The sequence below is a fragment of the Pigmentiphaga daeguensis genome, assembly GCF_039523035.1.
Classification (GTDB): Bacteria; Pseudomonadota; Gammaproteobacteria; order Burkholderiales; family Burkholderiaceae_B; genus Pigmentiphaga; species Pigmentiphaga daeguensis.
In genome coordinates, this window is the sequence record NZ_BAAAEN010000018.1 from 35876 (window position 1) to 61635 (window position 25760).

At 68.3% G+C, this 25760-nt stretch carries 25 protein-coding genes; 12 read left to right on the forward strand and 13 right to left on the reverse strand.

Features of this window, described 5'->3' with window-relative positions; all coding sequences use genetic code 11:
• The first annotated feature begins 11 nt into the window (after nucleotides 1-11).
• Nucleotides 12-695 carry a cytochrome b/b6 domain-containing protein gene (locus tag ABD104_RS20475; protein ID WP_087837041.1) on the forward strand — a complete coding sequence of 228 codons (684 nt, stop codon included), beginning with the start codon at nucleotides 12-14 and terminating at the stop codon, nucleotides 693-695.
• 20 nt (nucleotides 696-715) lie between these two features.
• Here the strand turns inward: ABD104_RS20475 and ABD104_RS20480 are convergent, their stop codons facing one another.
• The 3 genes from ABD104_RS20480 to purB all read right to left on the reverse strand — a co-directional run bounded on the left by ABD104_RS20480 (nucleotide 716) and on the right by purB (nucleotide 4336).
• Nucleotides 716-2236: a DUF3300 domain-containing protein gene (locus tag ABD104_RS20480; RefSeq protein ID WP_338617958.1), complete on the reverse strand. Its 1521-nt coding sequence runs from the start codon at nucleotides 2234-2236 to the stop codon at nucleotides 716-718.
• Between the two features lie 124 nt (nucleotides 2237-2360).
• Nucleotides 2361-2819: a c-type cytochrome gene (locus ABD104_RS20485; RefSeq protein ID WP_087837042.1), complete on the reverse strand. Its 459-nt coding sequence runs from the start codon at nucleotides 2817-2819 to the stop codon at nucleotides 2361-2363.
• Between the two features lie 137 nt (nucleotides 2820-2956).
• Complete coding sequence (gene purB, locus ABD104_RS20490; RefSeq protein WP_087837043.1) at nucleotides 2957-4336, reverse strand: adenylosuccinate lyase; 1380 nt, start codon at nucleotides 4334-4336, stop codon at nucleotides 2957-2959.
• A gap of 128 nt (nucleotides 4337-4464) precedes the next feature.
• Here purB and ABD104_RS20495 point away from each other — a divergent pair, with 128 nt between their 5' ends.
• Together ABD104_RS20495 and ABD104_RS20500 are read left to right on the forward strand one after the other, a co-directional pair.
• Nucleotides 4465-5079: a glutathione S-transferase C-terminal domain-containing protein gene (locus ABD104_RS20495; RefSeq protein ID WP_087837044.1), complete on the forward strand. Its 615-nt coding sequence runs from the start codon at nucleotides 4465-4467 to the stop codon at nucleotides 5077-5079.
• 61 nt (nucleotides 5080-5140) lie between these two features.
• Nucleotides 5141-6766: an FMN-binding glutamate synthase family protein gene (locus tag ABD104_RS20500; RefSeq protein WP_343928111.1), complete on the forward strand. Its 1626-nt coding sequence runs from the start codon at nucleotides 5141-5143 to the stop codon at nucleotides 6764-6766.
• 60 nt (nucleotides 6767-6826) lie between these two features.
• On the opposite strand, the gene ABD104_RS20505 is transcribed toward ABD104_RS20500, so the two are convergent.
• The gene (locus ABD104_RS20505; RefSeq protein ID WP_087837046.1) at nucleotides 6827-7687 is read right to left on the reverse strand and encodes a fumarylacetoacetate hydrolase family protein; all 861 of its coding nucleotides are present in this window, start codon (nucleotides 7685-7687) and stop codon (nucleotides 6827-6829) included.
• A 224-nt stretch (nucleotides 7688-7911) separates the two neighbouring features.
• Here ABD104_RS20505 and ABD104_RS20510 point away from each other — a divergent pair, with 224 nt between their 5' ends.
• Genes ABD104_RS20510 through mnmA form a run of 3 tightly spaced genes read left to right on the forward strand, consistent with a single transcriptional unit; the run spans nucleotide 7912 to nucleotide 10297 of the window.
• On the forward strand, nucleotides 7912-8619 hold the full coding sequence (locus tag ABD104_RS20510) for a GntR family transcriptional regulator (RefSeq protein ID WP_343928112.1): 708 nt from the start codon (nucleotides 7912-7914) through the stop codon (nucleotides 8617-8619).
• A gap of 60 nt (nucleotides 8620-8679) precedes the next feature.
• Complete coding sequence (locus ABD104_RS20515) at nucleotides 8680-9174, forward strand: NUDIX hydrolase (protein ID WP_087837047.1); 495 nt, start codon at nucleotides 8680-8682, stop codon at nucleotides 9172-9174.
• Entirely contained in the window at nucleotides 9161-10297 is a 1137-nt protein-coding gene (gene mnmA / locus ABD104_RS20520) for a tRNA 2-thiouridine(34) synthase MnmA (protein WP_087837048.1), read from the forward strand. The genes ABD104_RS20515 and mnmA overlap by 14 nt, the downstream gene beginning before the upstream one ends.
• 18 nt (nucleotides 10298-10315) lie before the next feature.
• Here mnmA and ABD104_RS20525 read toward each other — a convergent pair whose 3' ends face one another.
• Entirely contained in the window at nucleotides 10316-11239 is a 924-nt protein-coding gene (locus ABD104_RS20525; RefSeq protein ID WP_087837049.1) for a dihydrodipicolinate synthase family protein, read from the reverse strand.
• A gap of 162 nt (nucleotides 11240-11401) precedes the next feature.
• Nucleotides 11402-12106 carry a FadR/GntR family transcriptional regulator gene (locus tag ABD104_RS20530; protein ID WP_165963050.1) on the reverse strand — a complete coding sequence of 235 codons (705 nt, stop codon included), beginning with the start codon at nucleotides 12104-12106 and terminating at the stop codon, nucleotides 11402-11404.
• 225 nt (nucleotides 12107-12331) lie between these two features.
• Here ABD104_RS20530 and ABD104_RS20535 point away from each other — a divergent pair, with 225 nt between their 5' ends.
• From ABD104_RS20535 to ABD104_RS20545, 3 genes are read left to right on the forward strand one after another with little or no spacing between them, the layout of a single operon-like run.
• Entirely contained in the window at nucleotides 12332-13456 is a 1125-nt protein-coding gene (locus tag ABD104_RS20535; protein ID WP_343928113.1) for a Re/Si-specific NAD(P)(+) transhydrogenase subunit alpha, read from the forward strand.
• Nucleotides 13456-13785, forward strand: a complete 330-nt coding sequence (locus tag ABD104_RS20540; protein WP_124688255.1) for an NAD(P) transhydrogenase subunit alpha part 2 — start codon at nucleotides 13456-13458, stop codon at nucleotides 13783-13785. Before ABD104_RS20535 ends, ABD104_RS20540 begins: the two co-directional genes overlap by 1 nt.
• Nucleotides 13785-15218 (forward strand): NAD(P)(+) transhydrogenase (Re/Si-specific) subunit beta, encoded by a 1434-nt coding sequence (locus tag ABD104_RS20545; protein ID WP_343928114.1) that lies wholly within the window; start codon nucleotides 13785-13787, stop codon nucleotides 15216-15218. Before ABD104_RS20540 ends, ABD104_RS20545 begins: the two co-directional genes overlap by 1 nt.
• Here ABD104_RS20545 and ABD104_RS20550 read toward each other — a convergent pair.
• Complete coding sequence (locus ABD104_RS20550) at nucleotides 15202-16113, reverse strand: alpha/beta fold hydrolase (RefSeq protein WP_343928115.1); 912 nt, start codon at nucleotides 16111-16113, stop codon at nucleotides 15202-15204. The genes ABD104_RS20545 and ABD104_RS20550 overlap by 17 nt on opposite strands.
• A gap of 3 nt (nucleotides 16114-16116) precedes the next feature.
• A complete protein-coding gene (locus tag ABD104_RS20555) occupies nucleotides 16117-16872 on the reverse strand; it encodes an enoyl-CoA hydratase/isomerase family protein (RefSeq protein WP_087837054.1) in 756 nt (251 codons plus the stop codon).
• Between the two features lie 112 nt (nucleotides 16873-16984).
• Here ABD104_RS20555 and ABD104_RS20560 point away from each other — a divergent pair, with 112 nt between their 5' ends.
• Both ABD104_RS20560 and ABD104_RS20565 read left to right on the forward strand, forming a co-directional pair.
• On the forward strand, nucleotides 16985-18514 hold the full coding sequence (locus ABD104_RS20560) for a class I adenylate-forming enzyme family protein (RefSeq protein WP_087837055.1): 1530 nt from the start codon (nucleotides 16985-16987) through the stop codon (nucleotides 18512-18514).
• A 29-nt stretch (nucleotides 18515-18543) separates the two neighbouring features.
• The gene (locus ABD104_RS20565) at nucleotides 18544-19320 is read left to right on the forward strand and encodes an IclR family transcriptional regulator (protein ID WP_343928116.1); all 777 of its coding nucleotides are present in this window, start codon (nucleotides 18544-18546) and stop codon (nucleotides 19318-19320) included.
• Nucleotides 19321-19333: 13 nt separating this feature from the next.
• On the opposite strand, the gene ABD104_RS20570 is transcribed toward ABD104_RS20565, so the two are convergent.
• The 4 genes from ABD104_RS20570 to ABD104_RS20585 all read right to left on the reverse strand — a co-directional run bounded on the left by ABD104_RS20570 (nucleotide 19334) and on the right by ABD104_RS20585 (nucleotide 23914).
• Complete coding sequence (locus tag ABD104_RS20570; RefSeq protein ID WP_279816769.1) at nucleotides 19334-20050, reverse strand: aspartate/glutamate racemase family protein; 717 nt, start codon at nucleotides 20048-20050, stop codon at nucleotides 19334-19336.
• Nucleotides 20051-20069: 19 nt separating this feature from the next.
• The gene (locus tag ABD104_RS20575; RefSeq protein WP_343928117.1) at nucleotides 20070-21044 is read right to left on the reverse strand and encodes a Bug family tripartite tricarboxylate transporter substrate binding protein; all 975 of its coding nucleotides are present in this window, start codon (nucleotides 21042-21044) and stop codon (nucleotides 20070-20072) included.
• A gap of 177 nt (nucleotides 21045-21221) precedes the next feature.
• The gene (locus ABD104_RS20580; protein ID WP_087837058.1) at nucleotides 21222-22877 is read right to left on the reverse strand and encodes an ATP-dependent DNA ligase; all 1656 of its coding nucleotides are present in this window, start codon (nucleotides 22875-22877) and stop codon (nucleotides 21222-21224) included.
• Nucleotides 22874-23914, reverse strand: coding sequence for a ligase-associated DNA damage response exonuclease (locus ABD104_RS20585; RefSeq protein ID WP_087837059.1), 1041 nt, complete (start codon nucleotides 23912-23914; stop codon nucleotides 22874-22876). The genes ABD104_RS20580 and ABD104_RS20585 overlap by 4 nt, the downstream gene beginning before the upstream one ends.
• Nucleotides 23915-24119: 205 nt before the next feature.
• On the opposite strand from ABD104_RS20585, the gene ssuE reads away from it, so the two are divergent.
• Complete coding sequence (gene ssuE, locus ABD104_RS20590; protein ID WP_087837060.1) at nucleotides 24120-24698, forward strand: NADPH-dependent FMN reductase; 579 nt, start codon at nucleotides 24120-24122, stop codon at nucleotides 24696-24698.
• 15 nt (nucleotides 24699-24713) lie between these two features.
• Here the strand turns inward: ssuE and ABD104_RS20595 are convergent, their stop codons facing one another.
• Entirely contained in the window at nucleotides 24714-25700 is a 987-nt protein-coding gene (locus ABD104_RS20595; protein ID WP_087837061.1) for a Bug family tripartite tricarboxylate transporter substrate binding protein, read from the reverse strand.
• Between the last annotated feature and the right edge of the window lie 60 nt (nucleotides 25701-25760).

Consider the following 25760-nt stretch of genomic DNA (forward strand, 5'->3'; position numbering starts at 1 on the left):
GTGGCTGCCCCATGCCCAACCCAAGCAAGATCCGCGTCTGGGACCTTCCCACCCGCCTCTTCCACTGGCTGCTCGTCATCTGTGTGGCCGGGGCCTTCGCCACCATCAAGGCCGGCGGCCTGTGGACGGAATACCACCTGCTGTTCGGCTACGCGGTGCTGGGGCTGATCCTGTTCCGCATCGTCTGGGGATTCGTGGGCAGCAGCCATGCCCGCTTCGCGCGCTTCGTGCGCGGGCCGCGCGCCATCGCCGCCTACCTGGGGGGCACCATGCCGCGCACGCCCGGCCACAATCCGCTGGGCGCGCTGTCGGTGGTGGCCATGATCCTGCTGCTGGGCTACCAGGCCGTCACGGGGCTGTTCGCCAACGACGACATCTTCACGGAAGGGCCGCTGGCGGGCCTGGTCGGCAAGGACTGGTCGGACCGGCTGACCGGGCTGCACAAGCTCGATGAGCTGCCCATCCTGATCCTGGTCGGGCTGCACCTCCTGGCGATCATCTGGTATCGGGTCGCGAAGAAGCAGAAGCTGACCCGCGCCATGGTGACCGGCGATGCTCCGGCCGAGGAATTCACCGCTGGCGCCGACTCCGCGCGGGATACGGCGGGCACCCGCCTGCTGGCGCTGGTCATCGCGGCCGTGGTCGCCGCGGTGGTCTACGGCATCGTGTCGCTGCGGCCCGCCGCCATGTTCTGATCCGTCTCGGGCCGTGCCGGTCAGCGGCCGCCGTGATGACCGCCGCCTCCGCCGCCGGCCATGCCCACGCTGCCGCCCCCACGGCCTTCCCCGCCACGGCCTTCACCGCCATGGAAGCCGCCGCCCCCGCGGCCGAACTCGCGTCCACCGCCGAACTCGCGGCCGCCCTGCGGACCGCTCCAGCCCCGGCCCGCTCCGGGGCCAGCCTGAACTCCGCCGCCTTCGCCACGGCCACCGGCCCATTCCCGGCCGCCGGACGGACGCGAGGGCATGCCCGCGGCGCCGCGCGGGCCGTCCTGGCCCGGACGCGACGCCTGGGGCCCCTGCCCGCGCCCACCCTCGGCTCCCGGCATCCCCGCACCGCCACCGGGCATGCGGCCCGGCATCGCGCCCGGGTTACCCGTCTCGCGGCCGCGGCCGCCATCGGCCCTGGGGCCGCTTCCCTGTCCATCGAAACGGCTGCCGGGCGTGCCGCGGTCGCCCGCCGCTCCCGGCCGCCCGCCATCGAAACGGCTACCGTGGCCACCGTCGAACCGGCTGCCGTGGCCTCCGTCGAAGCGGCTGCCGAAATCCCTGCCGGGATCGCGCAGCGACGCGCGGTCGATATTGGGCAGGTCGCGCCGCCAGGCATCGGCACGTGCGCGGTACGCCTCGCGCGCGGCGAAATGTCTGGCCGGATCGCCGCCGTAGAACTGGCGGCCGCGCCCGGGATCACCGTAGCCGACGTTGCGGCGGTGGTAGGGATCGTGCTGCCAGTCGACGTGGCTGAAGCGTGTGCGGTTGAAGTTGTTGTAGTTGTAGATGTTGACGACGTTGACCCGGTGCGAGTGCCAGTCGTAGCCGCCCCACAGCGCGTGCCCGATGAACAGGCCCACGCCGAACGAGAACACGACGCCGGCGGCCACGTAGCCGGGCGGGTACCAGTAGAACGGCGTGTAGGCCGGATACAGCCAGGGCCCGTAGACGACCGTGGGGTTATAGACCGGCACATACACCACGTCCGGCCGCGCGGGCTCGATGCGGATGACCGTGGTGCCGCCCGAGGACGGCACGGTGGTGACCGTCTGCTCCGGCCCGGAGGTCAGGTTGCCGGCCGCCTGGGCCCGCGACCGCAGCACCTGGACCTGGTCCATCAGCGCATCCTGTTGCGACAGGAAGACGTCGCCCAGGCGCGTGGTCCAGCTCAGGCGTTCGTTCATCATGTCCAGCACGTTGGGGAAGGCGACCAGCGACTTGACGCTGGGATCCCAGTCCTGGTTCTGCATCGCGCCTTCCAGGTCCGCGCCCGTCACGTTGGGATGGTCCTTCTGCCAGCGGGCAGCCTCGACCACTTCCAGCGGATAGGTGGAGGCCATCAGGATCTGCGACAGCAGCGCGTCGGGATACAGCGCGATGGGCGCGACCAGTTGCTCCAGCTCCGCGGGTTGCGCGACGCCGTTGCGGGTCGATGCCGTGGTCTGGGCCGCGACGGGAACCGGCAGGCCGGCCACGGTGGAAAAGGCGGCGGCCATGCACAAGACGATTTTCGATACGGAAGCCATGACGGGCCCCCCATTTGGCGGAAATACACAGGTATTCGACCGCCGGAAAACGAAAAAAGCCAGGGTGGACCTGGCTTTTTTTTGAAACAACGGGCTTACAAGCCCTGAAACCTATTTCGATCGATTACCGGTTCCGGAAATTGTCGTGACAGGCCTTGCAACTGGCGGCGGCCGCGCCGTACGCGGTCCGCACCTGGGCCAGATCGCCGGTGTCGGCCGCCGCCACCAGCTTGTCGATATCGCCGTGCAGACGCTCCTGGCCCTGCTTGAACCTGGCGTTGTCGGACCAGACCGCGGGCTTGGCGCCGCCGCCTTCGGTTCCCGGGCCGAATGCGCTCCACGGCAGTTTGGACATCATGGCCACGATGGCCACGTCGGCCTTCACCTGGGCCGGGTCGTAGGGCTGCTGGCCGCGCACGACCGGCGCGATGCGGCCGAAGTGGTTGGACATCACGGTAAGCGCCGACTGGCGATACTTGACGGCGTCCTCGGGCTTGGCGAACTGGGCGGCGGCGGTGGCGGGCAGCAGCATGGGGGCGGCAGCGATACAGGCGACGGACAGTACGCGCAAAAGTCTCTTCATCAGGGGCTCCTGGGTAGGACGGACGGGGGAGGGTCTACCGGACGATAGACCGGTCGGACAACGATTCCAACGTGTTCGATGCGCGCGGCGCGCCAGGGTTCCCGGGATGTGGGCGCCGGCGCCCACATCCCGGCGGGCTACGACAGCTCGCGGGCGAGCTTGGCCGCCAGGCCGATGTAGTTGCGCGGGGTCATCGCCAGCAAACGGGCCTTGGGCTCGTCGGGCAGGTCCAGCCCCAGGATGAATTCGCGCAGCGCCTCTTCGCTGATGCCCTTGCCCCGGGTCAGCGCCTTCAATTGCTCGTAGGGCTGCGGCAAGCCATAGCGCCGCATGACGGTCTGCACGGGTTCGGCCAGCACTTCCCAGCAGGCGTCCAGGTCGGCGTCGATGGCCGCGCCGTTGATCTCCAGCTTGTCGAGCCCGCGCACGCAGGCGTCGTAGGCCACCAGGCAGTAGCCGAAGGCCACGCCCAGGTTGCGCAGCACGGTGGAGTCGGTCAGGTCGCGCTGCCAGCGGGAAACGGGCAGCTTGTCGGCCAGGTGGCGCAGCGTGGCGTTGGCGAGCCCCAGGTTGCCTTCGGAGTTCTCGAAGTCGATGGGGTTGACCTTGTGCGGCATGGTGGACGAGCCGATCTCGCCTTCCTTCAGGCGCTGCTTGAAATAGCCCAGCGCGATGTAGCCCCAGATGTCGCGGTTCACGTCGAGCAGGATCACGTTGGCCCGCGCCACGGCGTCGAACAGCGCGGCCATCCAGTCGTGCGGTTCGATCTGGATGGTGTGGCGGTTCTGCGTCAGGCCCAGGCCCTGGAGCACCTTGGCGCTGAAGGCTTCCCAGTCGATCTCGGGATAGGCGGACAGGTGGGCGTTGAAGTTGCCGGTGGCGCCGTTGAGCTTGGCCAGCGGCTCCACGCGCTCGATCTCGGCGATGGCCCGGCCCAGGCGCGCCGCCATGTTGGCGAATTCCTTGCCCATGGTGGTGGGACTGGCGGGCTGGCCGTGGGTACGCGACAGCAGCGGCTGGTCGGCATGCTGTTCGGCCAGGGCCGCCAGCTTGTCGTAGGCCTTGCGCAGCGCCGGCACGAGGGCCTGGTCGCGCGCGGCGCGCAGCATCAGCGCGTGCGAGGTGTTGTTGATGTCTTCCGACGTGCACGCGAAGTGGATGAACTCGGCCGCGGCGGACAGCTCGGCGTTGTCGGCCACTTTTTCCTTGAGCCAGTACTCCACCGCCTTCACGTCATGGTTGGTGGTGCGCTCGATGTCCTTGATGCGGGCGGCGTCGGATTCGGAGAATTCCGCCACCAGTTCCGCCAGCCGCTGGCGCGCGGCAACGGAGAAGGGTTGCAATTCGGGCAGTCCCGCGTCGGACAGCGCCACCAGCCACGCGACCTCGACCTGCACCCGGTGATGCATGAAGCCGGCTTCGGACAAGAGCGGGCGCAGGAGCGCGCCGCGGCTGGCATAGCGGCCGTCCAGCGGCGACAATGCATTGAGGGGGGTCAGCTGGTCGGAAGTCTTCATAAGCGCTTGAAAGTAAAAAGAAATTGTAGCACCGCAGCATATCCGGGGACGGGTCCGGATGGTATACTCCGCGGCCCATCCATGCCCGCCGGCCGGCCCTGATTTTAGGACCACCCGGCTCTTGCTCTATGAAACTTATCGGCTCGTTGGCCAGCCCCTTCGTCCGCAAAGTCCGCATCGTCCTGGCAGACAAGAAACTCGACTACCAGTTCGAGCAGGAAAACGTGTGGGCGGCGGACACCCGCATCCAGGACTCCAACCCGCTGGGCAAGGTCCCCTGCCTGATCATGGAGGACGGCGGCGCGGTCTTCGATTCCCGCGTCATCGTCGAGTACCTGGATACGATCACGCCCGTCTGCCGGCTGCTGCCCCCCTCGGGCCGCGAGCGCTCCGAGGTCAAGTGCTGGGAAGCCCTGGCCGACGGCCTGCTGGACGCCGCCGTGCTGATCCGCGCCGAATATACCCAGCGCCCCGAGGCGCTGCGCAGCGAGAGCTGGATCGCGCGCCAGCAGGGCAAGATCGACGCCGCCTTGGATGCCATGGAAACCGGCCTGGGCGAAAAGCCCTTCTGTGCCGGCAACAGCTACACGCTGGCCGACGTCGCGGTGGGCTGCGCGCTGGGCTACCTGGACTTCCGCTACCCCGAGCGCGACTGGCGCGACGGCCATCCGAACCTGGCCCGCCTGGCCGAAAAACTGGCGCAGCGCCCTTCCTTCGCCGACACCGATCCGCGCCGGGGCTGATCCCGGCCCGTCCGCTCCGCGCTGCTATGCTTGACTCCGTTGCAGCCCCAAGGAGTCTCGCATGTCCTGGTTTGCCCCCCGATACACCACGTTATGGCTGGCCGTCCTGGGCACCGCGGGCTTCGGCCTGCTGGCCGCGGACGACGCGGACTGGGGCATCCCGGCGCTGATATTCGCGGCGCTGCTGGCGCTGGGTATCGTCGATCTCCTGCAGCGCAAGCACGCCATCCGCCGCAACTATCCCATCCTGGGCAACCTGCGTTTCCTGTTCGAATTCATCCGTCCCGAACTGCGCCAGTACTTTTTCGAGGACGACACCAAGGCCGCGCCGTTCTCGCGCAACCAGCGCTCCATCGTCTACCAGCGCGCCAAGCAGGACATCGACAAGCGCCCGTTCGGCACCCAGGAAGACGTGTACGAACGCCGCTACGAATGGATCAACCACTCGATGGCCCCGGTGCACATCGAGAACTTCGATTTCCGCGTGGCGGTGGGCGGACCGGACTGTACCCAGCCCTACAGCGCCTCGATCTTCAACATCTCGGCCATGAGCTTCGGCGCGCTGTCCGCCAACGCGGTGACGGCGCTCAACACCGGCGCCCGCAAGGGCAATTTCGCGCACGACACCGGCGAAGGCGGCATCAGCCGCTACCACCGCGCGCCGGGCGGCGACCTGGTCTGGAACATCGGCTCCGGCTACTTCGGCTGCCGCGACGCGGACGGCAGCTTCAGCGAGGAAGCCTTCGTGGCCAACGCCACCTCGCCGCAGGTGCGCATGATAGAAATCAAGCTGTCACAAGGCGCCAAGCCGGGCCATGGCGGCATCCTGCCGGGCGCCAAGGTCACGCCCGAGATCGCCGAGGCGCGGGGCGTGCTGGTGGGCGTGGACTGTAATTCTCCCTCGCGCCACGGCGCCTTCTCCACGCCCATCGGCCTGATGCAATTCGTGGCGCGCCTGCGCCGGCTCTCGGGCGGCAAGCCCGTGGGCTTCAAGCTGTGCGTGGGCCATCCCTGGGAATGGTTCGCCATCGTCAAGGCCATGCTGCAAACCGGCATCACGCCCGACTTCATCGTGGTGGACGGCGCCGAAGGCGGAACCGGCGCGGCGCCCGTGGAATTCACCGACCACGTCGGCGTGCCGCTGCAGGACGGCCTCCTGCTGGTCCACAACACCCTGGTCGGCGTGAACCTGCGCGACCGGATACGCATAGGCGCCTCGGGCAAGATCATCACCGCCTTCGACATCGCGCGCACGCTGGCGCTGGGCGCCGACTGGTGCAACAGCGCGCGGGGCTTCATGTTCTCGCTGGGTTGCATCCAGGCCCAGGCCTGCCATACCGACCGGTGCCCCACGGGCGTCACCACGCAGGATCCGCTGCGGCAACAGGCGCTGGTGGTGCCGGACAAGGCCGAGCGGGTCTACAACTTCCACCGCAACACCCTGCGCGCCCTGAGCGAACTGGTGTCGGCCGCGGGCCTGGACCATCCATCCAAGCTGAGCGCCGAGCACATCGTGCGCCGGATATCGGGCAACGAAGTCAAGCTGCTGGCCAGCCTCTTTCCCTTCCTGAAGCGCGGCGAGCTGCTGGCCGGCACGCCGCCCTACGAGGTCTACCGGAAATACTGGCCCATGGCCCAGGCCGAGTCCTTCGAGGCCATGCTGCCCCAGACCCAGGCCGCTTCCTGACCGCGGCCGCCTACCCCTCGCTCCCCTTCCGGCCGCCCGGCAGGAAGGCAGCGACGGATATCAGGCTTCGGCCGTGACCGGGTTGCGCAGCAGGCCGACCTTCTCGATCTCGATCTCCACCACGTCGCCCGGCTTCATCCAGACCTGCGGATTGCGTGCCTGGCCCACGCCGGCGGGCGTGCCCATGACGATCACGTCGCCCGGCTCCAGGGTCAGCACTTCGGTCAGCAGCTCGATGGTCTCGGGGATGTCGAAGATCATGTCGCTGGTGTTGGCATCCTGCATGACCTGGCCGTTCAGGCGGCACTTGATCGACAAGCCCTTGGCGGCGGCAGGCAGCTCGTCGGCGGTGACCAGGTGCGGGCCGAAGGCGCCCGTGGCGTCGAAGTTCTTGCCGATGGTCCACTGCGGCGTGCGCTTCTGGTAGTCGCGCACCGAGATGTCGTTGAAGCAGGCATAGCCGAACACGAGGTCCATGGCCTGGTCGCGCTTGACGTGGCGGCCGGCCTTGCCGATCACCACGGCCAGCTCGGCCTCGTAGTCGAACTTGTCGGACACGCGCGGACGCACCGTGGGTTCGCCGTGGGCCAGCAGCGAGGTGGCGCCGCGGAAGAAGAACCAGGGGTATTCGGGCTTGTCGCGGCCGCCTTCCTTGGCGTGGTCGAAATAGTTCAGGCCCAGGCAGATGATCTTGCCGGGGCGGGGCACCACGGGCGCGTAGGCGATCGAGTCGGCCGGCAGGCGCGGAGCCGACGACGCGATGGCGGCCTTGGCAGCGGCCTGGAGGTCGACGCCGGCCTGCAGCGCGGCACCCAGGTCCGCCGGGACCTGCGGCTGGGCCTGGTTCAGGTCGATGATGCCGTCATCGGCCAGCACGCCCAGGCGCACGGCGCCATCTTTGCGGAAACTCACGAATTTCATCTCTAACTCCGATAGTGGGGTGAAAACGCGCGTGCCTGCACGCGCAAAGACGCCTGCCCCGCGGGGCGGTCATTCCTTCGGCTTCGCCATTTTATATACATTTTCTTGGAACGCAATTTTTTATACATATTTTCTTCCAAGACGGGGTTTTATACACTTTCATATAAAATCCACCGGCCGGCACCCACGCACGGCCGCCCCGCAACGGGCTTCATGGAGTTCTCGTGGCTAAGACCCCCGCCCCACCGGCCGATCCCGGCGCCCCCGCCGCCACCCTGGCCACCTCGCTGTACGACCGCATGCGCGCCGATCTGCTGGCGGGCCGGTTGCTGCCGCCCGGGCGCAAGCTGCAGATCGAATTCCTGAGCCATCACTACGGCGCCGGCCAGACCCCCGTGCGCGAGGCGCTGAACCGGCTGACCGCCGACGGCCTGGTGGAGCAGCGCGACCAGCGCGGCTTCGCCGTGGCGGCGGTCAGCCCCGCCGACCTGGTGGAGATCACCAATACCCGCTGCTGGCTGGAAGAGATTGCCCTGCGCAAGTCCATGGCGTCGGGCTCCGCGCAATGGGAAGAGGACCTGGTCCTGGCCTTCCATCGCCTGTCCAAGACGCCACGCTCCCTGCGGGACGACCGCTTCGAGGCCAACGCGGAATGGGAACAGCGCCACCGGGCCTTCCACCGGGCGCTGATAGGCGGGTGCGGGTCGCGCTGGCTGATCGGCTTCTGCGAACAGTTGGCGGACCAGTTGTACCGCTATCGCCAGTTGTCGGTGCAGAAGATCTTCCCCGACCGTCCGATCCAGGCCGAACATGAAGCCCTGATGGAAGCCATCACGGCGGGCGACGCCGACCGGGCCGTGGCGCTGCTGACCGAGCACTACCAGAAGACCGCGCGCATCGTGCTGGATGACCCCGAGGCCTTCGAGGGATAGCCGGCCGCGCCGGCGCCCCCCTTTGATAAAATCCCCCATGGATCCGAACGAGTACCCTCCATGGTCTGGACGCCCCGAGTCACCGTCGCCGCCGTGATCGAGCGCGACGGCAAGTTTCTGGTCATCGAGGAAGACACCGGCGACGGCGTCAGGCTGAACCAGCCGGCCGGCCACCTCGAAGCCGGCGAGTCGCTCGAGTGCGCCGTCAGGCGCGAAACCCTGGAAGAGACCGCGCATCCCTTCGTACCGTCGGGATGGCTGGGCACGTACCTGTGGCGCCCCGAAGCCGCCGATGCGCCGACTTTCCTGCGCTTCGCCTTCGTGGGCGAGGCAGGCCAGCCGATTCCCGGCCGCGCCCTGGACGAAGGCATACGCCGCGCGTTCTGGATCTCCGCCGACGAACTGCGCGCCCGGCAGGCCGAGCACCGCAGTCCGCTGGTCATGCGCTGCGTGGACGACTATCTGCGCGCGCGGGCGTCGGGCCGGCCGTGGCTGGCGCTGGACGCGCTCTACACACATACGGCAATCGTGGATACGCATCATGGCAAGCAGTAAGGGACGCATCGTAGTGGGCATGTCCGGCGGCGTGGATTCGTCGGTCAGCGCCTGGCTGCTGAAACAGCAGGGCTACGAGGTGGTCGGCCTCTTCATGAAGAACTGGGAGGACGACGACGATTCCGAGTACTGCTCGACCCGCCAGGACTGGCTGGACGCCGCCAGCGTGGCCGACGTGATCGGCATCGACATCGAGGCGGTGAACTTCGCCGCCGAATACAAGGACCGCGTGTTCGCGGAATTCCTGCGCGAATATTCGGCCGGCCGCACGCCCAACCCCGACGTGCTGTGCAACGCCGAGATCAAGTTCAAGGCCTTCCTGGACCATGCCATGCGCATGGGCGCCGAACACATCGCCACCGGCCACTACGCGCGCGTGCGCCGCGTCGAGTCGGGACCGCAGGCGGGCCGCCATCAATTGCTCAAGGCCCTGGACGGCACCAAGGACCAGAGCTATTTCCTGCACCGGCTGAACCAGGAACAACTGTCGCGCACGGTGTTCCCGCTGGGCGAGATCCGCAAGACCGAGGTGCGGCGCATCGCTCATGAGCTTGGCCTGTCCAATGCCGCCAAGAAGGACTCCACCGGCATCTGCTTCATTGGCGAACGCCCGTTCCGCGAGTTCCTGAACCGCTACCTGCCCACCCAGCCCGGCCCCATCCTGACGTCCGAAGGCCAGCGCGTGGGCCGGCACGTCGGGCTGTCGTTCTACACGCTGGGCCAGCGCAAGGGCCTGGGCATAGGCGGCGTGAAGGGCCGCCAGCAGGAGGACGGCACCGCGGACGCCTGGTACGTGGCGAAGAAGGACCTGGCGTCCAACACGCTATACGTGGTGCAGGGCCACGACCATCCCTGGCTGCTGAGCCACGCCTTGCAAGCCCAGCAAGCCTCCTGGATCGCCGGCGAGCCCCCCGCCCCCGGCACCTACGGCGCCAAGACCCGTTACCGCCAACCCGACGCCGCCTGCACGCTGCAGCACGCCCAGGGCGAAGCCTTCGAGCTGGGCTTCCCCGAAGCGCAGTGGGCCGTCACCCCGGGCCAGTCCGCCGTCCTCTACGATGGCGAAGTCTGCCTGGGCGGCGGAATCATTGCCCTCCCCTCTTGCCCTTCGGGCGCCCGCTGAAGGGGGCGGCGCAAGGGGCTACCTCAACCCCGGCATGTCGAAGCCCAGTTCCTCCAGCTTGCCGATCAGCTCCGCCTCTTGCTCCCCCGGCAGCTCGGTCAACGGCGGCCGCACGGCGCGCCAGGCCTGGTCTTGCGCGAAATAAGAGATGATCGCCTTCAGCGCCGGGATCATCGAATACTTCTGCACCAGTTCGCGAGTCTGGGTGACCTTCTGCTGCAGCGCTTCGGCGTCGGGACCCTGCCAGTTGGCGTAGAGCTGGCTGATGGGACCCGGGTTGATGTTGCCGGTGGCCGTGATGCAGCCCTTGCCGCCCGCGCGCAGGCCGCGCAGCAGCAGTGTTTCGCTGGCGGGGAAGACGTCGAAGCCGGTCGAGGCGAAGGCGTCGATGACGGACTTGGAGTAGTTCCAGTCGCCGGACGAGTCCTTCAGGCCCACGACGGTGTCGGGATAGGCCTTGATCAGGCGCTCGATCAGCGGCAGCGAGATCGGCACCTGCGACACGGGCGGGATGTGATACAGGTAGACGCGCAGCGCCGAGTCGCCGACGTTCTCGATGACCTGGCTGTAGTAGCGGAACAGGCCCTCGTCGGGCACGCTCTTGTAGAAGAACGGCGGCAGCATCAACACGCCGGCCGCGCCGTGCTTGACGGCGGCGGCGGTCAGTTGCGAGGCCTCGGGCACCGAGCAGGCGCCGGTGCCCGGCATCAGCTTGGCGCCGGGGATGCCGTCGGCGACGAGCCTGCCCATCAATTCGATCTTCTCGGTGGCCGACAGCGAGTTGGCCTCGCTGTTGGTGCCGAAGATGGCCAGGCCGGCGCAGCCGCTGTCGAGCAGCCACTGGCAATGGCGGGCGAAGCGGTCGGCATCGGGCAGCATGTCGGGCTGGAACGGCGTGACGACCGGGGCAAGCAGGCCTTGCAGGCGGGGAGGTGCGGACATGTCTCTCTTCCTTCTTACGGGGGGTTGATCATTCATGGGGCTGGGCGCCACGTTGGTCGATGAAACGGCAACCCCTCCAGGGCACAGCGGATCCGGCTCCGCCGGGCCGCCAGTGCCGCCCCTCGAGGGGCGCGCGCAAGCGCGTAGGGGTGGGCTCCATCCTCAGTGGGCTTGGATGCGTTGCAGGCGGGCCATCGCGTTGCTCATGTGGGCATGGGCGGCCTGCCGGGCGGCTGCGGGGTCGTGCGCGGCGATGGCCTCGTAGATGGCTTCGTGTTCCATCGTGATGTCGGTCAGCCAGCCGGCCAGCTCGCAATTGCGGCGGCTGATGGAAAGCTGGTTGCGGGTATGGCGTTCCAGGAACTCGAAGAAATCGTCGTAGACCGGGTTGTTGGCGGCGCGCGCGATGGCCCGGTGGAACAGGATGTCTTCCTCGACCCCGTCGCCGCCGCGCAGGCTGGCCTGGTTCAGGACTTTCAACGCCTGGCGGATCTCCTTGACCTGCGCCGGGGTCGCGCGGGCGGCTGCCAGGGCGGCGGCCTCGGTCTCCACGCCTATCCGCAGCTCGAACACCTGCTGCACGACGGCGTTCGCCTCTTGCCGCTCGCCGCCGATGCGGAACGGCCGGCCCGCTGGTGTGGCCGCGACGAAGGCCCCCAGCCCCTGGCGCGTCGTGACCAGGCCATCGGACTTCAGGCGCGCGATGGCCTCGCGCACCACGGTGCGGCTGACGCCGAAATCGGCGGCCAGGCGTTCTTCGGTGGGCAGGCGGCTGCCGGCCTCGCGCTCGCCCGACACGATCTGCGTGGCGAGCACTTCGCTGAGCTGCTCGGCCAGGTTGCTGCTGCGCAAGGGAGTCGATGACATGCGAAGGCGTGACCGGGGAAGGTTCAAAGCACACATATTGCCCGGTTATCATACAACCCGTCAACCTGGGGACGGCCGCCGGCCGGTGCTGCCGGCCCTGCCCGGCGCGGCCGATTTGACCGGGCATGCTAGGATGCTCCGGGCGACGCGAGGGGAATCGCCACAGGCCGCGCAAGACGGCAACGCCCTTGCGTTCGACCGCCACAACGCAACGAGGAGAATCTCATGAAGATTGGGGTCCCGACTGAAATCCGGCCGGGGGAGACACGTGTTGCCGCAACGCCGGAAACCGTGAAGAAAATGTCGGCAGGCGGCAACCAGGTACTGGTGCAGGCCGGCGCCGGACGGCTGGCCAGCTTCCCCGACGAAGCCTATGCCGCCGCGGGCGCCACGCTGGTGCCCGATGCCGCGCAGGTCTACGCGCAGGCCGAACTGGTGCTGAAAGTCCAGGCGCCGCAGGAGTCCGAGCTGGCGCAACTGCGCGCGGGCCAGATCCTGCTGGGCATGCTGAACCCCTTTGACGCCGAAGGCCTGGAGAAACTCGCCGCCACCGGCGTGACCGGCTTCTCGCTCGAGGCCGCGCCGCGCATCACGCGCGCGCAAAGCCTGGACGTGCTGTCCTCGCAGGCCAACATCGCGGGCTACAAGGCGGTCATCGTCGCGGCCGACCACTACGGCCGCTTCATGCCCATGCTGATGACCGCCGCCGGCACCGTCAAGGCCGCGCGCGTCGTCGTGCTGGGCGCCGGCGTGGCGGGACTGCAGGCCATCGCCACCGCCAAGCGGCTGGGCGCGGTGGTCGAGGCCTCGGACGTGCGGCCCGCCGCCAAGGAACAGATCGAATCGCTGGGCGCCAAGTTCATCGACGTGCCCTACGAGACCGACGAGGAACGCGAGATCGCCCAGGGCGTGGGCGGCTACGCCCGGCCCATGCCGGCGGCATGGATGGCGCGCCAGGCGGCGCTGGTGGCCGAACGCTGCAAGCAGGCCGACATCGTCATCACGACCGCGCTGATCCCGGGCCGCCCCGCGCCCGTGCTCGTCAGCGAGGAAACCGTGGCCGGCATGAAGCCGGGCTCGGTCATCGTCGACCTGGCGGTGGAACGCGGCGGCAACTGCCCGCTGTCCCGGCCCGACCAGGTGGTCGAGGCGCACGGCGTGAAGATCGTCGGCTACACCAACCTCGCCGCGCAGGTGGCGACCGACGCGTCCGCCCTGTATGCCCGCAACCTGCTGGACTTCCTGAAGCTGGTGGTCGCCCAGGACGGCGCTCCCGCCATCCAGCGCGAAGACGAGATCGTTGCCGCCTGCATGGTGTGCGACGCCAACCGCGTGCTGAGGAACAAGTAATGGAACTCATCGACCATACCATCATCAACCTCATCATCTTCGTGCTGGCCATCTACGTGGGCTACCACGTGGTCTGGAACGTCACGCCGGCCCTGCACACCCCGCTGATGGCCGTCACCAACGCCATCTCCGCCATCATCATCGTCGGCGCCATGCTGGCCGCGGCGCTGACCGACACCGGCCTGGGCAAGACCATGGGCGTGCTGGCCGTCGCGCTGGCCGCGGTCAACGTGTTCGGCGGCTTCCTGGTCACGCGGCGCATGCTCGAGATGTTCCGCAAGAAGCCCAAGGCCGCCCCGGCCGACGCCGCCAAGCAGGAGGCCCGCTGATGCTATCGCTCAACGTCGTCACCCTGCTCTACCTGATCGCCTCGGTGTGCTTCATCCAGGCGCTCAAGGGCCTGTCGCACCCCACGACCTCGCGCATGGGCAATACCTTCGGCATGGTCGGCATGGCCATCGCCGTGCTGACCACCGCCGCCCTGATCGGCAAGCTCGCCGCCGAGCCCCTGGCCGGCCTGGGCTGGGTCGTGCTGGGCCTGCTGGTGGGCGGCACCGCCGGCACCATCATGGCCAAGCGCGTGGAAATGACCAAGATGCCCGAGCTGGTCGCCTTCATGCACAGCATGATCGGCCTGGCCGCGGTGTTCATCGCCATCGCGGCGGTGGCCGAGCCGCATGCCTTCGGCATTGCCGATCCGGGCATCCCCATTCCCACCGGCAACCGCATCGAGCTGTTCATCGGCACCTTCGTGGGCGCGATCACCTTCTCCGGATCGGTCATCGCCTTCGGCAAGCTGTCGGGGCGCTACAAGCTGCGCGTGTTCCGTGGCGCGCCGGTGGTGTTCGCCGGCCAGCACATGCTGAACCTGCTGCTGGCCGTCGTCATGGTCGGATGCGGCATCTGGTTCGCGGTCACCCAGGAGTGGACCCCGTTCGTCATCATGACGGCCATCGCCTTCGTGCTGGGCGTGCTCATCATCATCCCCATCGGCGGCGCCGACATGCCCGTCGTGGTGTCGATGCTGAACAGCTACTCCGGGTGGGCGGCGGCCGGCATCGGCTTCTCGCTCAACAACCCCATGCTGATCATCGCCGGCTCGCTGGTGGGCTCGTCGGGCGCGATCCTGTCCTACATCATGTGCAAGGCGATGAACCGGTCGTTCTTCAACGTGATCCTGGGCGGCTTCGGCGGCGACGCCTCGGCGGCCGGCGCAGCGGGCGAACAGCAGCAGCGCAGCGTCAAGTCGGGCAGCCCCGACGATGCCTCCTTCATGCTGACCAACGCCGAGACCGTGGTGATCGTGCCGGGCTACGGCCTGGCCGTGGCGCGCGCACAGCATGCGCTGAAGGAACTCACCACCAAGCTGACCGAGAAGGGCGTGAACGTGAAGTACGCGATCCATCCGGTGGCCGGCCGCATGCCGGGGCACATGAACGTGCTGCTGGCGGAAGCCGAAGTGCCGTATGACCAGGTGTTCGAAATGGAGGACATCAACTCCGAGTTCGGCCAGGTCGACGTGGTGCTGGTGCTGGGCGCGAACGACGTGGTGAACCCCGCCGCGAAGAACGATCCCAAGTCCCCCATCGCGGGCATGCCCATCCTCGAGGCCTACAAGGCACGCACCATCATCGTCAACAAGCGGTCGATGGCGGCGGGCTACGCGGGCCTGGACAACGAGCTGTTCTATCTCGACAAGACCATGATGGTGTTCGGCGACGCGAAGAAGGTCGTCGAGGACATGGTCAAGGCGGTCGAGTAGCACCCGCCGTCCTGCCGCCCTGAAAAAGCGCGCGCAGGACGGCGATCAACGCCATCGGCTGGTCCAGCATCAGGTAATGGTGGGCCTGTGGCACGACCACGGGCCCACGCCCATGCCGCAGATGCGCCACGATGCGCTCGGCGTCCTCCTGCCGGATGACACTGCTGAATTCCCCCCGCACGTAGTCCACGGGAATCTCCAGGCCGGCGAGCAGTTCCGACATGTCTCCCTCGTGCGGGCCCGGCGGCAGGTGGGGATCGAATTTCCACAGCCAGCCGCCCTGCTGCCGCCTGAGCGCATGGCGGGCGACGTGATCGACCAGGAACGCGTTGTCGCAGGGTTGCGGCGGCGTCAGCCGGTACCGGGCGCGCGCGCTGGCGAAGTCCGGATACGGTTCGAGCCGGGGACGCCTGGGCGGCGCGGCGTGGCTGGGTGGACTGTCGGCCAGGCGGCAGATGCTGTCCACCGCCACGACGTGCCGGATCCGGTCGGGAAAATCCGCGGCGGCGCGCAGGGCGCGTGCGCCGCCGAAGCTATGCCCCACCACGACCGCCGGCCCCAGCGCCGCATGCTCGATCACGGCGCCGATGTCGGCCGCGAAGCCCTGCGCGGTGTAGGCGGCACGGTGGCCGCTGTCGCCCATGCCCGACAAGTCCATGGACACGACCCGGAAGGCGTCGGCGAAGTACGGGGCGATGAAATCCCAGTAGCGGGCGTGCGCGCGGTAGCCATGCACGAACAACAGGCCGGGCTTGTGGGTGTGCTCGAGCCCCCAGGCCAGATAGTGCAGGCGCGCGCCATCGGCCATGACCCAGCATGATTCGGCCGGCCGGGCCATGGCGCGCAGATACCAGTCGGGTCCGGCCGAGGGCGCCGCCGCTTCGCTCGCCTGCACCGCTCAGTCCAGGCGGGCTCGGGGTTGCGCGCCGGCGGCATTGAGGACGGATGCATGGCGGCTGGACGCGGCGATGTCCAGGCGGGCCTGGGCGACCTCTTGCATATGCCGGGCGATGGTGGCGCGGCGCTCGGCCAGCACCAACCGCTTGGTCAGGCGATTGGCATGGAAGGAATTGCCTGCCAGCTTGCGCGCCAGCGCCAAGGCTTCGGCATAGGGATCGGCGGCGACCCGGTTCACCAGGCGGATGGCCTGCGCTTCTTCGGCCGAGTAGGCCCGGCCGGTCAGCATGATCTCGAGCGCGGCCGCTTCGCCCACCAGGCCGGGCAACGTGATGTCGCTGATGCCGGATAGCATGCCGTGTTCGACTTCGGGGAAGGACAGGCGCGCGTCCGGGCCGGCGATGCGCAGATCGCAATGGATGGCCAGCGTCAGGCCAAAACCGATGACATAGCCATGCAGGGCGGCGACCACGGGCTTGGTGAGTTCCACGCCCACGGACGGAATCGCGTTGGCCAGGATGTCGGTGCCGACGGTGCCGCCGGTCTCTTTCATCGCCTTGAAATCGGAGCCGGCCGAGAATGCCCGGGGGCCTGCCCCCCGCATCACCACGGCCCGGACCTCGTCACGCGCCTCGGCCTGCCGCCATATGTCCGCCAGCGCCTGCTTGTGCGCGGCGTCCAGCGCATTCAGCCGCTCGGGACGATTCAGCGTGACGACGAACACGCCATCGCCCATGCCTTCGAATTCGATGCTCATCGATTGCTCCGCCGTGCCCCGGTTGCAAGGCACATCCTGGACGATTTTAGGAAGAGTTTGTATAGAGCACAACTTGTGTTTATTATGAACATATCGCCCTTCATCGCCCGCCATGAGCATCCCCGCGCTTCTCGAACAAGCCCGCCGGGCCTGGCCCGACCGCTGCGCCCTGATCGACGCGGACAGCGGCCGAAGCTACGGCTTTCCCGAACTGGTGGGCGAAGTGTTCGCCTTCTCGCACCGGCTGCTCGCGGCGTTCGACACCCGGCCGGGCGACCGCGTCGCGCTGCTGGGAGACGCAACGCCGGCTTTCCTGTTCGCCGACTATGGCGTGATGAGCGCGGGCCGCGTCCGGGTATCGCTGGACCCTGCCCTCGACCCGGCCGAACACCTCGCCCAGTTGCACGACTCCGGCGCGAAGGTGCTGCTGTACTGCCCGTCGCACGCCGACCGGGTGCAGGCGCTGCGACCGGGCCTGCAGGACTGCGGCATCGATGCCCGTCCGCTCGACAGCCTGGCGGGCGAAGCCGGGGCGGCCACGACCGGCCTGCATCCACCTGTCCCATGCGAACCGGACCGGATCGCGGCGCTGAACTACACGGGCGGCACCACGGGCATGCCCAAGGCCGTCGTGCATACGCACGGCAGCTATGCAGCGGCCCTTCACAACATCGTGGCGGCGCGCCGGCCATGGACGGGCGACCGGATGCTGAACATGCGGCCGCTCTGGCCGATCGCGGCGATATCGCTGCTGGCCCATCTGCTGCAAGGCGGCACGCTCATCCTCGGCGGCCATTTCGAGCCCCGGCGCTTTCTCGAGCTGGCGGCGCGATACCGGCCGACCTGCACATCGCTGGTCCCCACGCACCTGGTCCGCATCCTCAGGGTGCTGCCCGACGTGCACGTCGATCTCGGCTCGCTGGCCTGCATCGAAATCGGCGCCGCCGCCATGCCGCCGGAACTGTTCGAGCAGGCAGTGGCCGCCTTCGGTCCCGTTTTTTCCGTCATCTATGGGCTGACCGAAGCACCGTGGACCTGCTATCGGCCGCCGTCCGCCGCCTCCGAACTGCTGGCCGATCCGGCCGGCACGCTGGGACTGGTCGGCCCCACGACCGACCGCGCCGAAATCGCCATCGGCGACGGCCGTACCGTCCTGCCCGCGGGCACGGTCGGCGAAGTGCTGATACGCGGCGGCCACGTCATGCAAGGCTATTGGAACCAGCCGGAGCTGACGGCTGCCGTGCTGGACGGCGCATGGTTCCACACCGGCGACCTGGGCTGTCTCGACGCCCGGGGCCGATTGCGCATACAGGGACGAGCCAAGGCCATCATCCGCACGGGCGGTAAATCGGTGCAGCCGGCCGAGGTGGAGCAGGTGCTGTGCAGCCATCCTTCGGTGCTCGAAGCCGCGGTCGTCGGCATCGCGGACCCCGAGTGGGGAGAAATCGTCGCCGCCGCCATCGTCGCGCGGCCCGGCTCCCGCCCCAGCCACGACGAGCTGGCGGCGTTCTGCCGGGAACGCCTGTCCGCGCACAAGCGCCCCAAGCGCACGGTGTTCATGGACGCCCTGCCGCGCTCCCATTACGGTAAAGTGTTGACCCGGAAGGTCCAGGACGCGATCGCCGCCGCCCGCCAAGACTGAACTCCCTTTAGCGTGAACAGGCCCTAGCCTTGCAGACGACGCCAGAACACCGCCAGCCGGATGCCGACAGCACCGGACGGGTGCAATCCATAGACCGCGCCTTCATGGTGCTGCGCGAACTGGCCAGCACGCCCCAGGGCGCCACGGCGCTGGACCTGTCGCGCCGCACGGGCATAGAACGGACCACCGTCCATCGCCTGCTCAAGACACTCGTGCACTGGGACATGGTCACGGCCGACGACGGCGCCTATGCCTTGGGCCCCGAGTGCCTGCTGTTCGCCACGGCGCACGCCAGCCGGCTCAACGTGCGGCGCGCGGCGCTGCCCTACGCGGTCGAACTGCAGGAGAAAGTCCTGCACGGCCGTTCCGCGCTGGTGTCGATCTCGGTGCCGGCGCGCGACCGGGTCATCATCGTCGAACGCATCTGGACGCCGCGCACGCCGATGAACGTCATCATCGATATCGGCAACCAGTTCCCTATCGACGATTGCGCCAGCGGCAAAGCCATCCTGTCCACGTATGCCGACGACCTGTGCCTGGCCACGCTGGGCCAGGCCCGTTTCGACAAGGTCCGCCCCGCGCTGCGGAAAATCCGCCAGGCAGGGGGATTCTGCGCCACCGTGGGCCAGTACAAGCGCGGGCTGGCCTCGCTCGCCTGCCCCTTCCAAGGACGAAGCCCGGCGGCGCTCGGCGCCATCGTCGTCTCCGGACTGGACCTGGATGACTGCCTGGACACGGGCTCGTCGCTGGCACAGCACCTGTACCGAGCGTGCGAGAACGTCTCGTCCGCGCTCCAGCACGGCTGACGCCGCGCGGCCGTCAGGCCGCCGGGTAGCGGCGCGGCCGCAGTCCCGCCTGGAACCAGTTGATCAGCGATACGCCGTCGAACACCGGAATGCCGAAGCGCTCCGCGATGTCGGCGCTGAACGGCGTCATGTTGGCGCACTCGGACACGATGGCGCCGACGTCCGGATGGCGGTCCAGCAGCCGCTCGGCGGCCTGGAGCACCTCGACACGCATCGCCTCGTGGCGCGGCACGACATCGCCCGACTTGATGGCGGTGACGAATACCGAGTCGGCCGGCATGCCCTCGACGGGCGTGCCGGCATCCACGCCCACCGCCTCCAGGTGCGAGGCATGCAGGCTCTCCTTGCTGAAGGTCAGTATCCCCACCCGCTTGTCCGGCGCGATCAGGCGCTGCGCCAGCGGAACCTGGAGCAGGCTGCTGGAGGCCACGGGCACGCCGCAGGCCGCCGCCAGTTCCCGCTGGTACAAGGCCAGGAAACCGCAAGTCGTGGCGATGCCGTCGACGCCGCCGGCGACCAGGTCCCGCGCCGCGGCCTTGAAGTCGTCCAGCAACCCCGAGGATTCCAGCGCCATCATCTTGTCCGGCGTCGCGCCTTCGACGATGCGGTACTGCACGGGGAAGTCCCAGGTACCCGCATGGCCGACATCGCCCGGCAGGCGGCAAAACCCGGTCTTGACCATCAGGATGCCGACGGTCACGCCGTGGAAAGTCTTCTTGCGTCCAGCCACCGTTGTTCCCCCGTCCCGATCACTTGGGTTCGATCTTCGCATCCGCGACAGCCTGCGCGTACTTCTTGCTTTCCTGCCGGACATAGTCGCCGAACTGCTTGCCCGTGACCGTGCCGGCAACCATCCCCTGCTTGTCCAGCCAGGCCTTGAATTGCGACGATCCCAGCACCTTCGTCAAGCCAGCCTGGATACGCCTGGACACGGCTTCGGGCATGCCGGCGGGGCCCCACATGCCGTACCACGAGACGAAGTCCATGTCGGGCACGCCAGCCTCGCCCAGGGTGGGCACCGAAGGCAACAGCGCGCTGCGGCGCTCGCCCGTGACGGCGATGGCCTTCAGGCGGCCGGTACTGACGAAGGGCAAGGTGGTCAGCACGGGATCCATGATCGCGCTCAACTGGCCGCCCACGATGTCCGTCAGCGCGGGGGCGGACCCCTTGTAGATCACCATCGGGATCGACGTGCCCGCCCGGACGTTGAAGGTTTCCATGGCCAGGTGGCCGCCGGAACCGAAGCCCCCCACGCCAAAGTTGATCTTGTCCGGATGCGCCTTGGCCTCCTTGATAAAATCGCCGACCGTGGCGATGCCGCTTTGCGGCGACACGACGAAGACCAGGGGTGTGCTGGCCACCATGCCGATGGGCGTGAAGTCCTTGTGCAGATCGAAGCGCTGCTTCTCTTTCATTACGAGCGGGTTGACGATGACCGTGCTGGCCGTCAGCAGCAGCACATGGCCATCGGGCTCGGCGCCGGCGACATATTCCGCGCCGATGTTGCCGGAGGCTCCCGCCCGGTTCTCGACCACCACCTGCTGCCCGAACTCCTCGGACAACTGCGCGGCAAGCGCGCGCGACAGGGCATCGACCGTTCCACCCGGAACATAGGGCGCGACGATTCGCACCGGCTTGACGGGGAACCCCTGCGCCGATGCCGTGCCCGCCGCAAGAGCAAGGACAGCCGCCGCGCCCGCCGCCATTCTCTTCATCATCATCATGAACGCTTCCTCTGGCCGATGGAAGGAGCCGGAGCATCTGCGGGGATGCATGCCGGCACCCTCGGTTGATTGTTCGCAATATGGACAATATGTGCGAATCACGGCTAGGTTATGCGCGACGCTCCGTCCGGTCAACGAATTTTTAGGAAGAGATTCATGGCGTCCGGAAATGAGGCGTCACGGCTCGGCCGACGTCGCGGGCAACAAGGCCGACAGCGTTTCCAGCGTGTCGGCCTCTTCCACCGGCTTGTCCTGCCGCCAGCGCAACATGCGCGGAAAGCGCACCGCGATGCCGCTCTTGTGGCGCGTGCTGCGCGCGATCCCTTCGAATCCCAGTTCGAACACCAGGGTCGGCAGTACGCTGCGGACCGGTCCGAAGGTCTCCTGCGTGGTCTTGCGCACGATGGCATCCACCTGGCGGATCTCGTCGTCGGTCAGGCCCGAATAGGCCTTGGCGAACGGGACCAGGCCGCGTCCGGGCGTTCCCGGAGGCGCGTCCCAGACGGCGAAGGTGTAGTCGGTGTAGAGGCTGGCGCGGCGGCCATGCCCCTTCTGGGCGTAGATCAGCACGGCGTCCACCGAATAGGGATCCACCTTCCATTTCCACCACAGCCCCACGTCCTTGCTGCGCCCCACGCCGTAGCTGCCGCCGGCCTGCTTGAGCATCATGCCTTCCACGCCGCGCTCGCGCGAGCTCTCGCGCAGCCGGGCGTAGTCTTCCCAGGAGCTCTCCAGCAGCAGCGGACTGGGCAGCAACCCGGCACTTCCGGCGTCGGCCAGCAATGCGTCCAATGCGGCGCGGCGCTCGCGCTGGGGCCGGGCGCGCCAGTCCTGGCCCTCCAGCTCCAGCAGGTCGTAGGCCAGCAACGCCACGGGTATGTCGCGCAGGATGCGCGGGGTCAGGGTCTTGCGGCCGATCCGCTGCTGCAATTGCGCGAAGGGCTGCACCCTGCCCTCCTTGTGGACCACGATCTCGCCGTCCAGGACGGTCCCTTCGGGCAAGGCCGCCGCGGCCTGGAGCAGCTCGGGAAAACGGTCGCTGACCAGTTCCTCGCCGCGCGACCACAGCCAGGCTCCGCCCGCGCGTCGCACCAGTTGCGCCCGGATTCCGTCCCATTTCCATTCCACCAGCCAATCGGCGGGCGGGCCCAGCAGCCGCTCGAAGTCGGCGATGTCCGCCTGCAAGGGATGGGCGAGGAAGAACGGATACGGCATCCCGCTTTCCTGGCGGCCGGCAGGCGCCTCGGCCGCGATCAGCGCCAGATAGCCCTGGGCCGAGGGCAATGCGTTCAGGTCGGTATAGCCCACCATGCGCTGCGCGATCTCCTTCGCGTCCACGCCGGCCAGCTCGGCCAGCACGCGCGTCACCAGCAGCCGCGACACCCCCACGCGGAAGCTGCCGGTGATGAGCTTGGTGAAGACCAGCCGGCCACGCGTGTCGAGCCGGCTCCAGGCCTCCAGCAAGCGGGGCTTCAAGGGTCCGGGGTCCATGCCGCGCAGCGGCAACAGGCTGTGCTCCATCCAGGCGGCCAGGCTGGCATCGTCAGCGTGCGGCGTGTCGGGCAGCAACAAGGCGATGGTCTCGGCCAGGTCTCCCACGGCCTGGTAGCTTTCCTCGAACAGCCACTCGGGAACGCCGGCGGCCTCGCGCGCATATTCCTTCAGCAGCTTCGCGGGCACCAGTTGTCGCGGTTTGCCGCCGGCCAGGAAATACACCGCCCAGGCGGCATCGGCCGGCGGCGCATGGCGCAGGTAGTCGAGCATGGCCGCCCGCTTGCCCAGGCTGGAGGTCGTGGCGTCGAGCGCGGCATAAAGATCGACGAAGGCTTTCATGCGTCGTCCGCCGGTGTCGCCGGATCGCCGATGTCGCCATCCTCTTCGTCGCCATCCTCTTCGTCGCCGTACTCGGTGGCGAAGGTCTCGGCATCCAGGCCGCGCTCGCGCAGCCAGCGCACCATGGCGTGCGCGCTGCCATGGGTCACGAAGACCCGCTGCGCCCCGGTGGCCTCGATGGCGCGCTGCAAGGCCGGCCAGTCGGCATGGTCGGACAGCACGAAGCCGCGGTCCACGCCCTTGCGTCGCTGGTTGCCCCGCACCCGCATCCAGCCGCTGGCATAGCCGTCGGAATGATCCCCGAAGCGCCGGAGCCAGGGCGAGCCCTGGGCCGAAGGCGGCGCCAGCACCAACGCCCGCCGCAGCATGGACCGGTCGGCAACGTCGGTCACGCGCGGCGCGGCGGGCAAGTCGACGCCGCTGCGGCGATACGCGTCATTGAGCACGGCCACGGCGCCATGCGCGATGACCGGCCCGATGGCCGGGTCCACGCTGGCCAGGACGCGCTGCGCCTTGCCGAAGGCGTAGCAGAACAGCACCGAGGCGCGTCCCGCGTCGGCGTTCCGCCGCCACCAGTCGTCGACCTCGCTGAACAGCGCCTCGCGGCCAGGCCAGCGATAGATGGGCAGGCCGAAGGTCGATTCGGTGATGAAGACATGGCAGCGCACCGGCTCGAAGGGTGCGCAGGTGGGATCGGCCTCGAGCTTGTAGTCGCCCGATGCCACCCAGACCTCGCCGCGATACTCGATGCGCACCTGGGCCGAGCCCAGCACGTGGCCGGCCGGATGCAGGGATACCCTGACCCCGTTCATCTCCACCGCCTGCCCATAGTCCAGCGTCTGCAGCGGGATGTCGCCCAGGCGGATGCGCAGCACCTGTTCGCCCGCCGCGGCGGCCAGGTAGGCGCCGTGCCCCGCGCGGGCATGGTCGGCGTGGGCATGGGTGATCACCGCCCGTTCGACGGGGCGCCACGGATCGATATGGAAGCGCCCGGGCGGGCAGTACAGCCCGTCGCGGGTGGCGACGACGAGATCCATCGGCGGTTTCCGCATAAGCCAATAACCGGAAGATATGAGCGCCGCCGGGCGGACACAAGCCGGGGGTCGCAAGCGGATGGTTCGGTTCGTGAGCAGATGTGAACGAGCCGCTTGTACGCCGAGCTTCTGAGCAAATGCGAATTTCTTGGTTGGGTTCCGCGGATGGCTGGCTTATGGTGACAGCCTCGACATTCGGCAGCCCGCCATGCACTCGATACTGACCATTACCGGCAGCCCCTCGGCCGTCTCGCGCTCGACCCTGCTGGCCCAGACCCTGGACGCGCACCTGGAACAGGCGGGCTATGCCACCCGCTCGCTAAACGTGCGCGACCTGCCCGCCCAGGCCTTGCTGTCGGCCGACACCACCGACGCCCATATTGCCGCCGCGCTCCGGTCCCTGGCGCCGGTCGATGCCGTGATCATCGCCACGCCCATCTACAAGGCGGCCTACAGTGGAATACTGAAGACCTTCCTGGACCTGCTTCCCCAGACCGCGCTACAGGGCAAGGTCGTCCTGCCGCTGGCCACGGGAGGCTCGCCGGCCCACCTGCTGGCCGTGGACTATGCCCTGCGGCCCGTGCTGAACGCGCTTGGGGCGCGGCACATACTCAGCACGGTGTATGCCGCCGATGCGCAGATCACCGGCGACTCGGTCACAGGCTATCAACTCTCGCAGGACATCGCCGCCCGGCTGCTGGGCGGCTTGCGCGAGCTGAACGCAAGCCTGGGCGTGCGCGTCCCGCGCATCCAGCCGGTGGAAGTGCGGGAACGCCTGTACGCCTGACCCGTCACGGCGGGATCAATCGCCGACGATCTTGCGGTCCCGGATGATGGCGCCGAAACGCTTGGCGTCGTACTCGGCACGCTCGTGGAACTGCTCGGGCGTCATGGGCGCGGGGTCGCCGCCCAGGGCCACCAGGCGCTCGCGGAAGGCGGGCGTGCTCACGATCTTGTTGATCTCGGTATTGAGCTTGGTGACGATGTCCTTGGGCGTGCCGGCGGGCGCGTAGAAGCCGAACACGGTGTCGGCATCGAAGCCCTTCAGGCCCGCCTCGTCCAGCGTGGGCACGTTGGGGAACATGGGCGAGCGCGTCAGGCTGCCCACGGCCAGCATGTTGAGCTTGCCCGACTGCACGTGCTGCATGGCAATGCCCGGGTCGAAGGCGAAGTCGATCTGACCGGCCAGCAGGTCCACCAGCGCGGGCGCGGCGCCACGGTACGGGACATGGACGGCGCTCACGCCGGCCTGGCTCTGGAACATCTCCGCGGCCAGGTGGGGCGAGCTGCCATTGCCCGGCGTGCCGTAGGTCAGCTTGCCGGGATTGGCCTTCAGGTAGCCGATGAACGACTTGACGTCGGTGGGCAGCTTGCCCGGCTTGACCACCAGGAACACCTTGACCTTGGCGGCCGCGGCCACGGGCGCGAGGTCCTTGATCGGGTCGAAGGACATCTTGGGATAGATGTAGGGGTTGACTGACACCATGCCGCCGGAACTCATCAGCAGGGTGTAGCCGTCGGGCGCCGAACGGGCGACCGCCTCGCCGCCGATGTTGCCGCCCGCCCCGCCCTTGTTCTCGACCACCACGGGCTGGCCCAGCGCCTCTTGCAGGGGACCGGTGATGGCGCGCGCGATCTGGTCGGCGGCGCCGCCCGGCGGGAAGTTGACCACGACCTTCACGGGCTTGGTCGGATAGGCTTGCGCCACGGCGCCGAAGGCGACCGCGCATCCCAGCGCGAGCGCGCTCCACCTGGCCGCGAGGGCCGCTTTGCCTGCTTGACGGTTCATGTCTGTCTCCTGTTTTGTCATGAACGAACACGGATGCCCGCGTCCGCGCCCGGCCGCGAC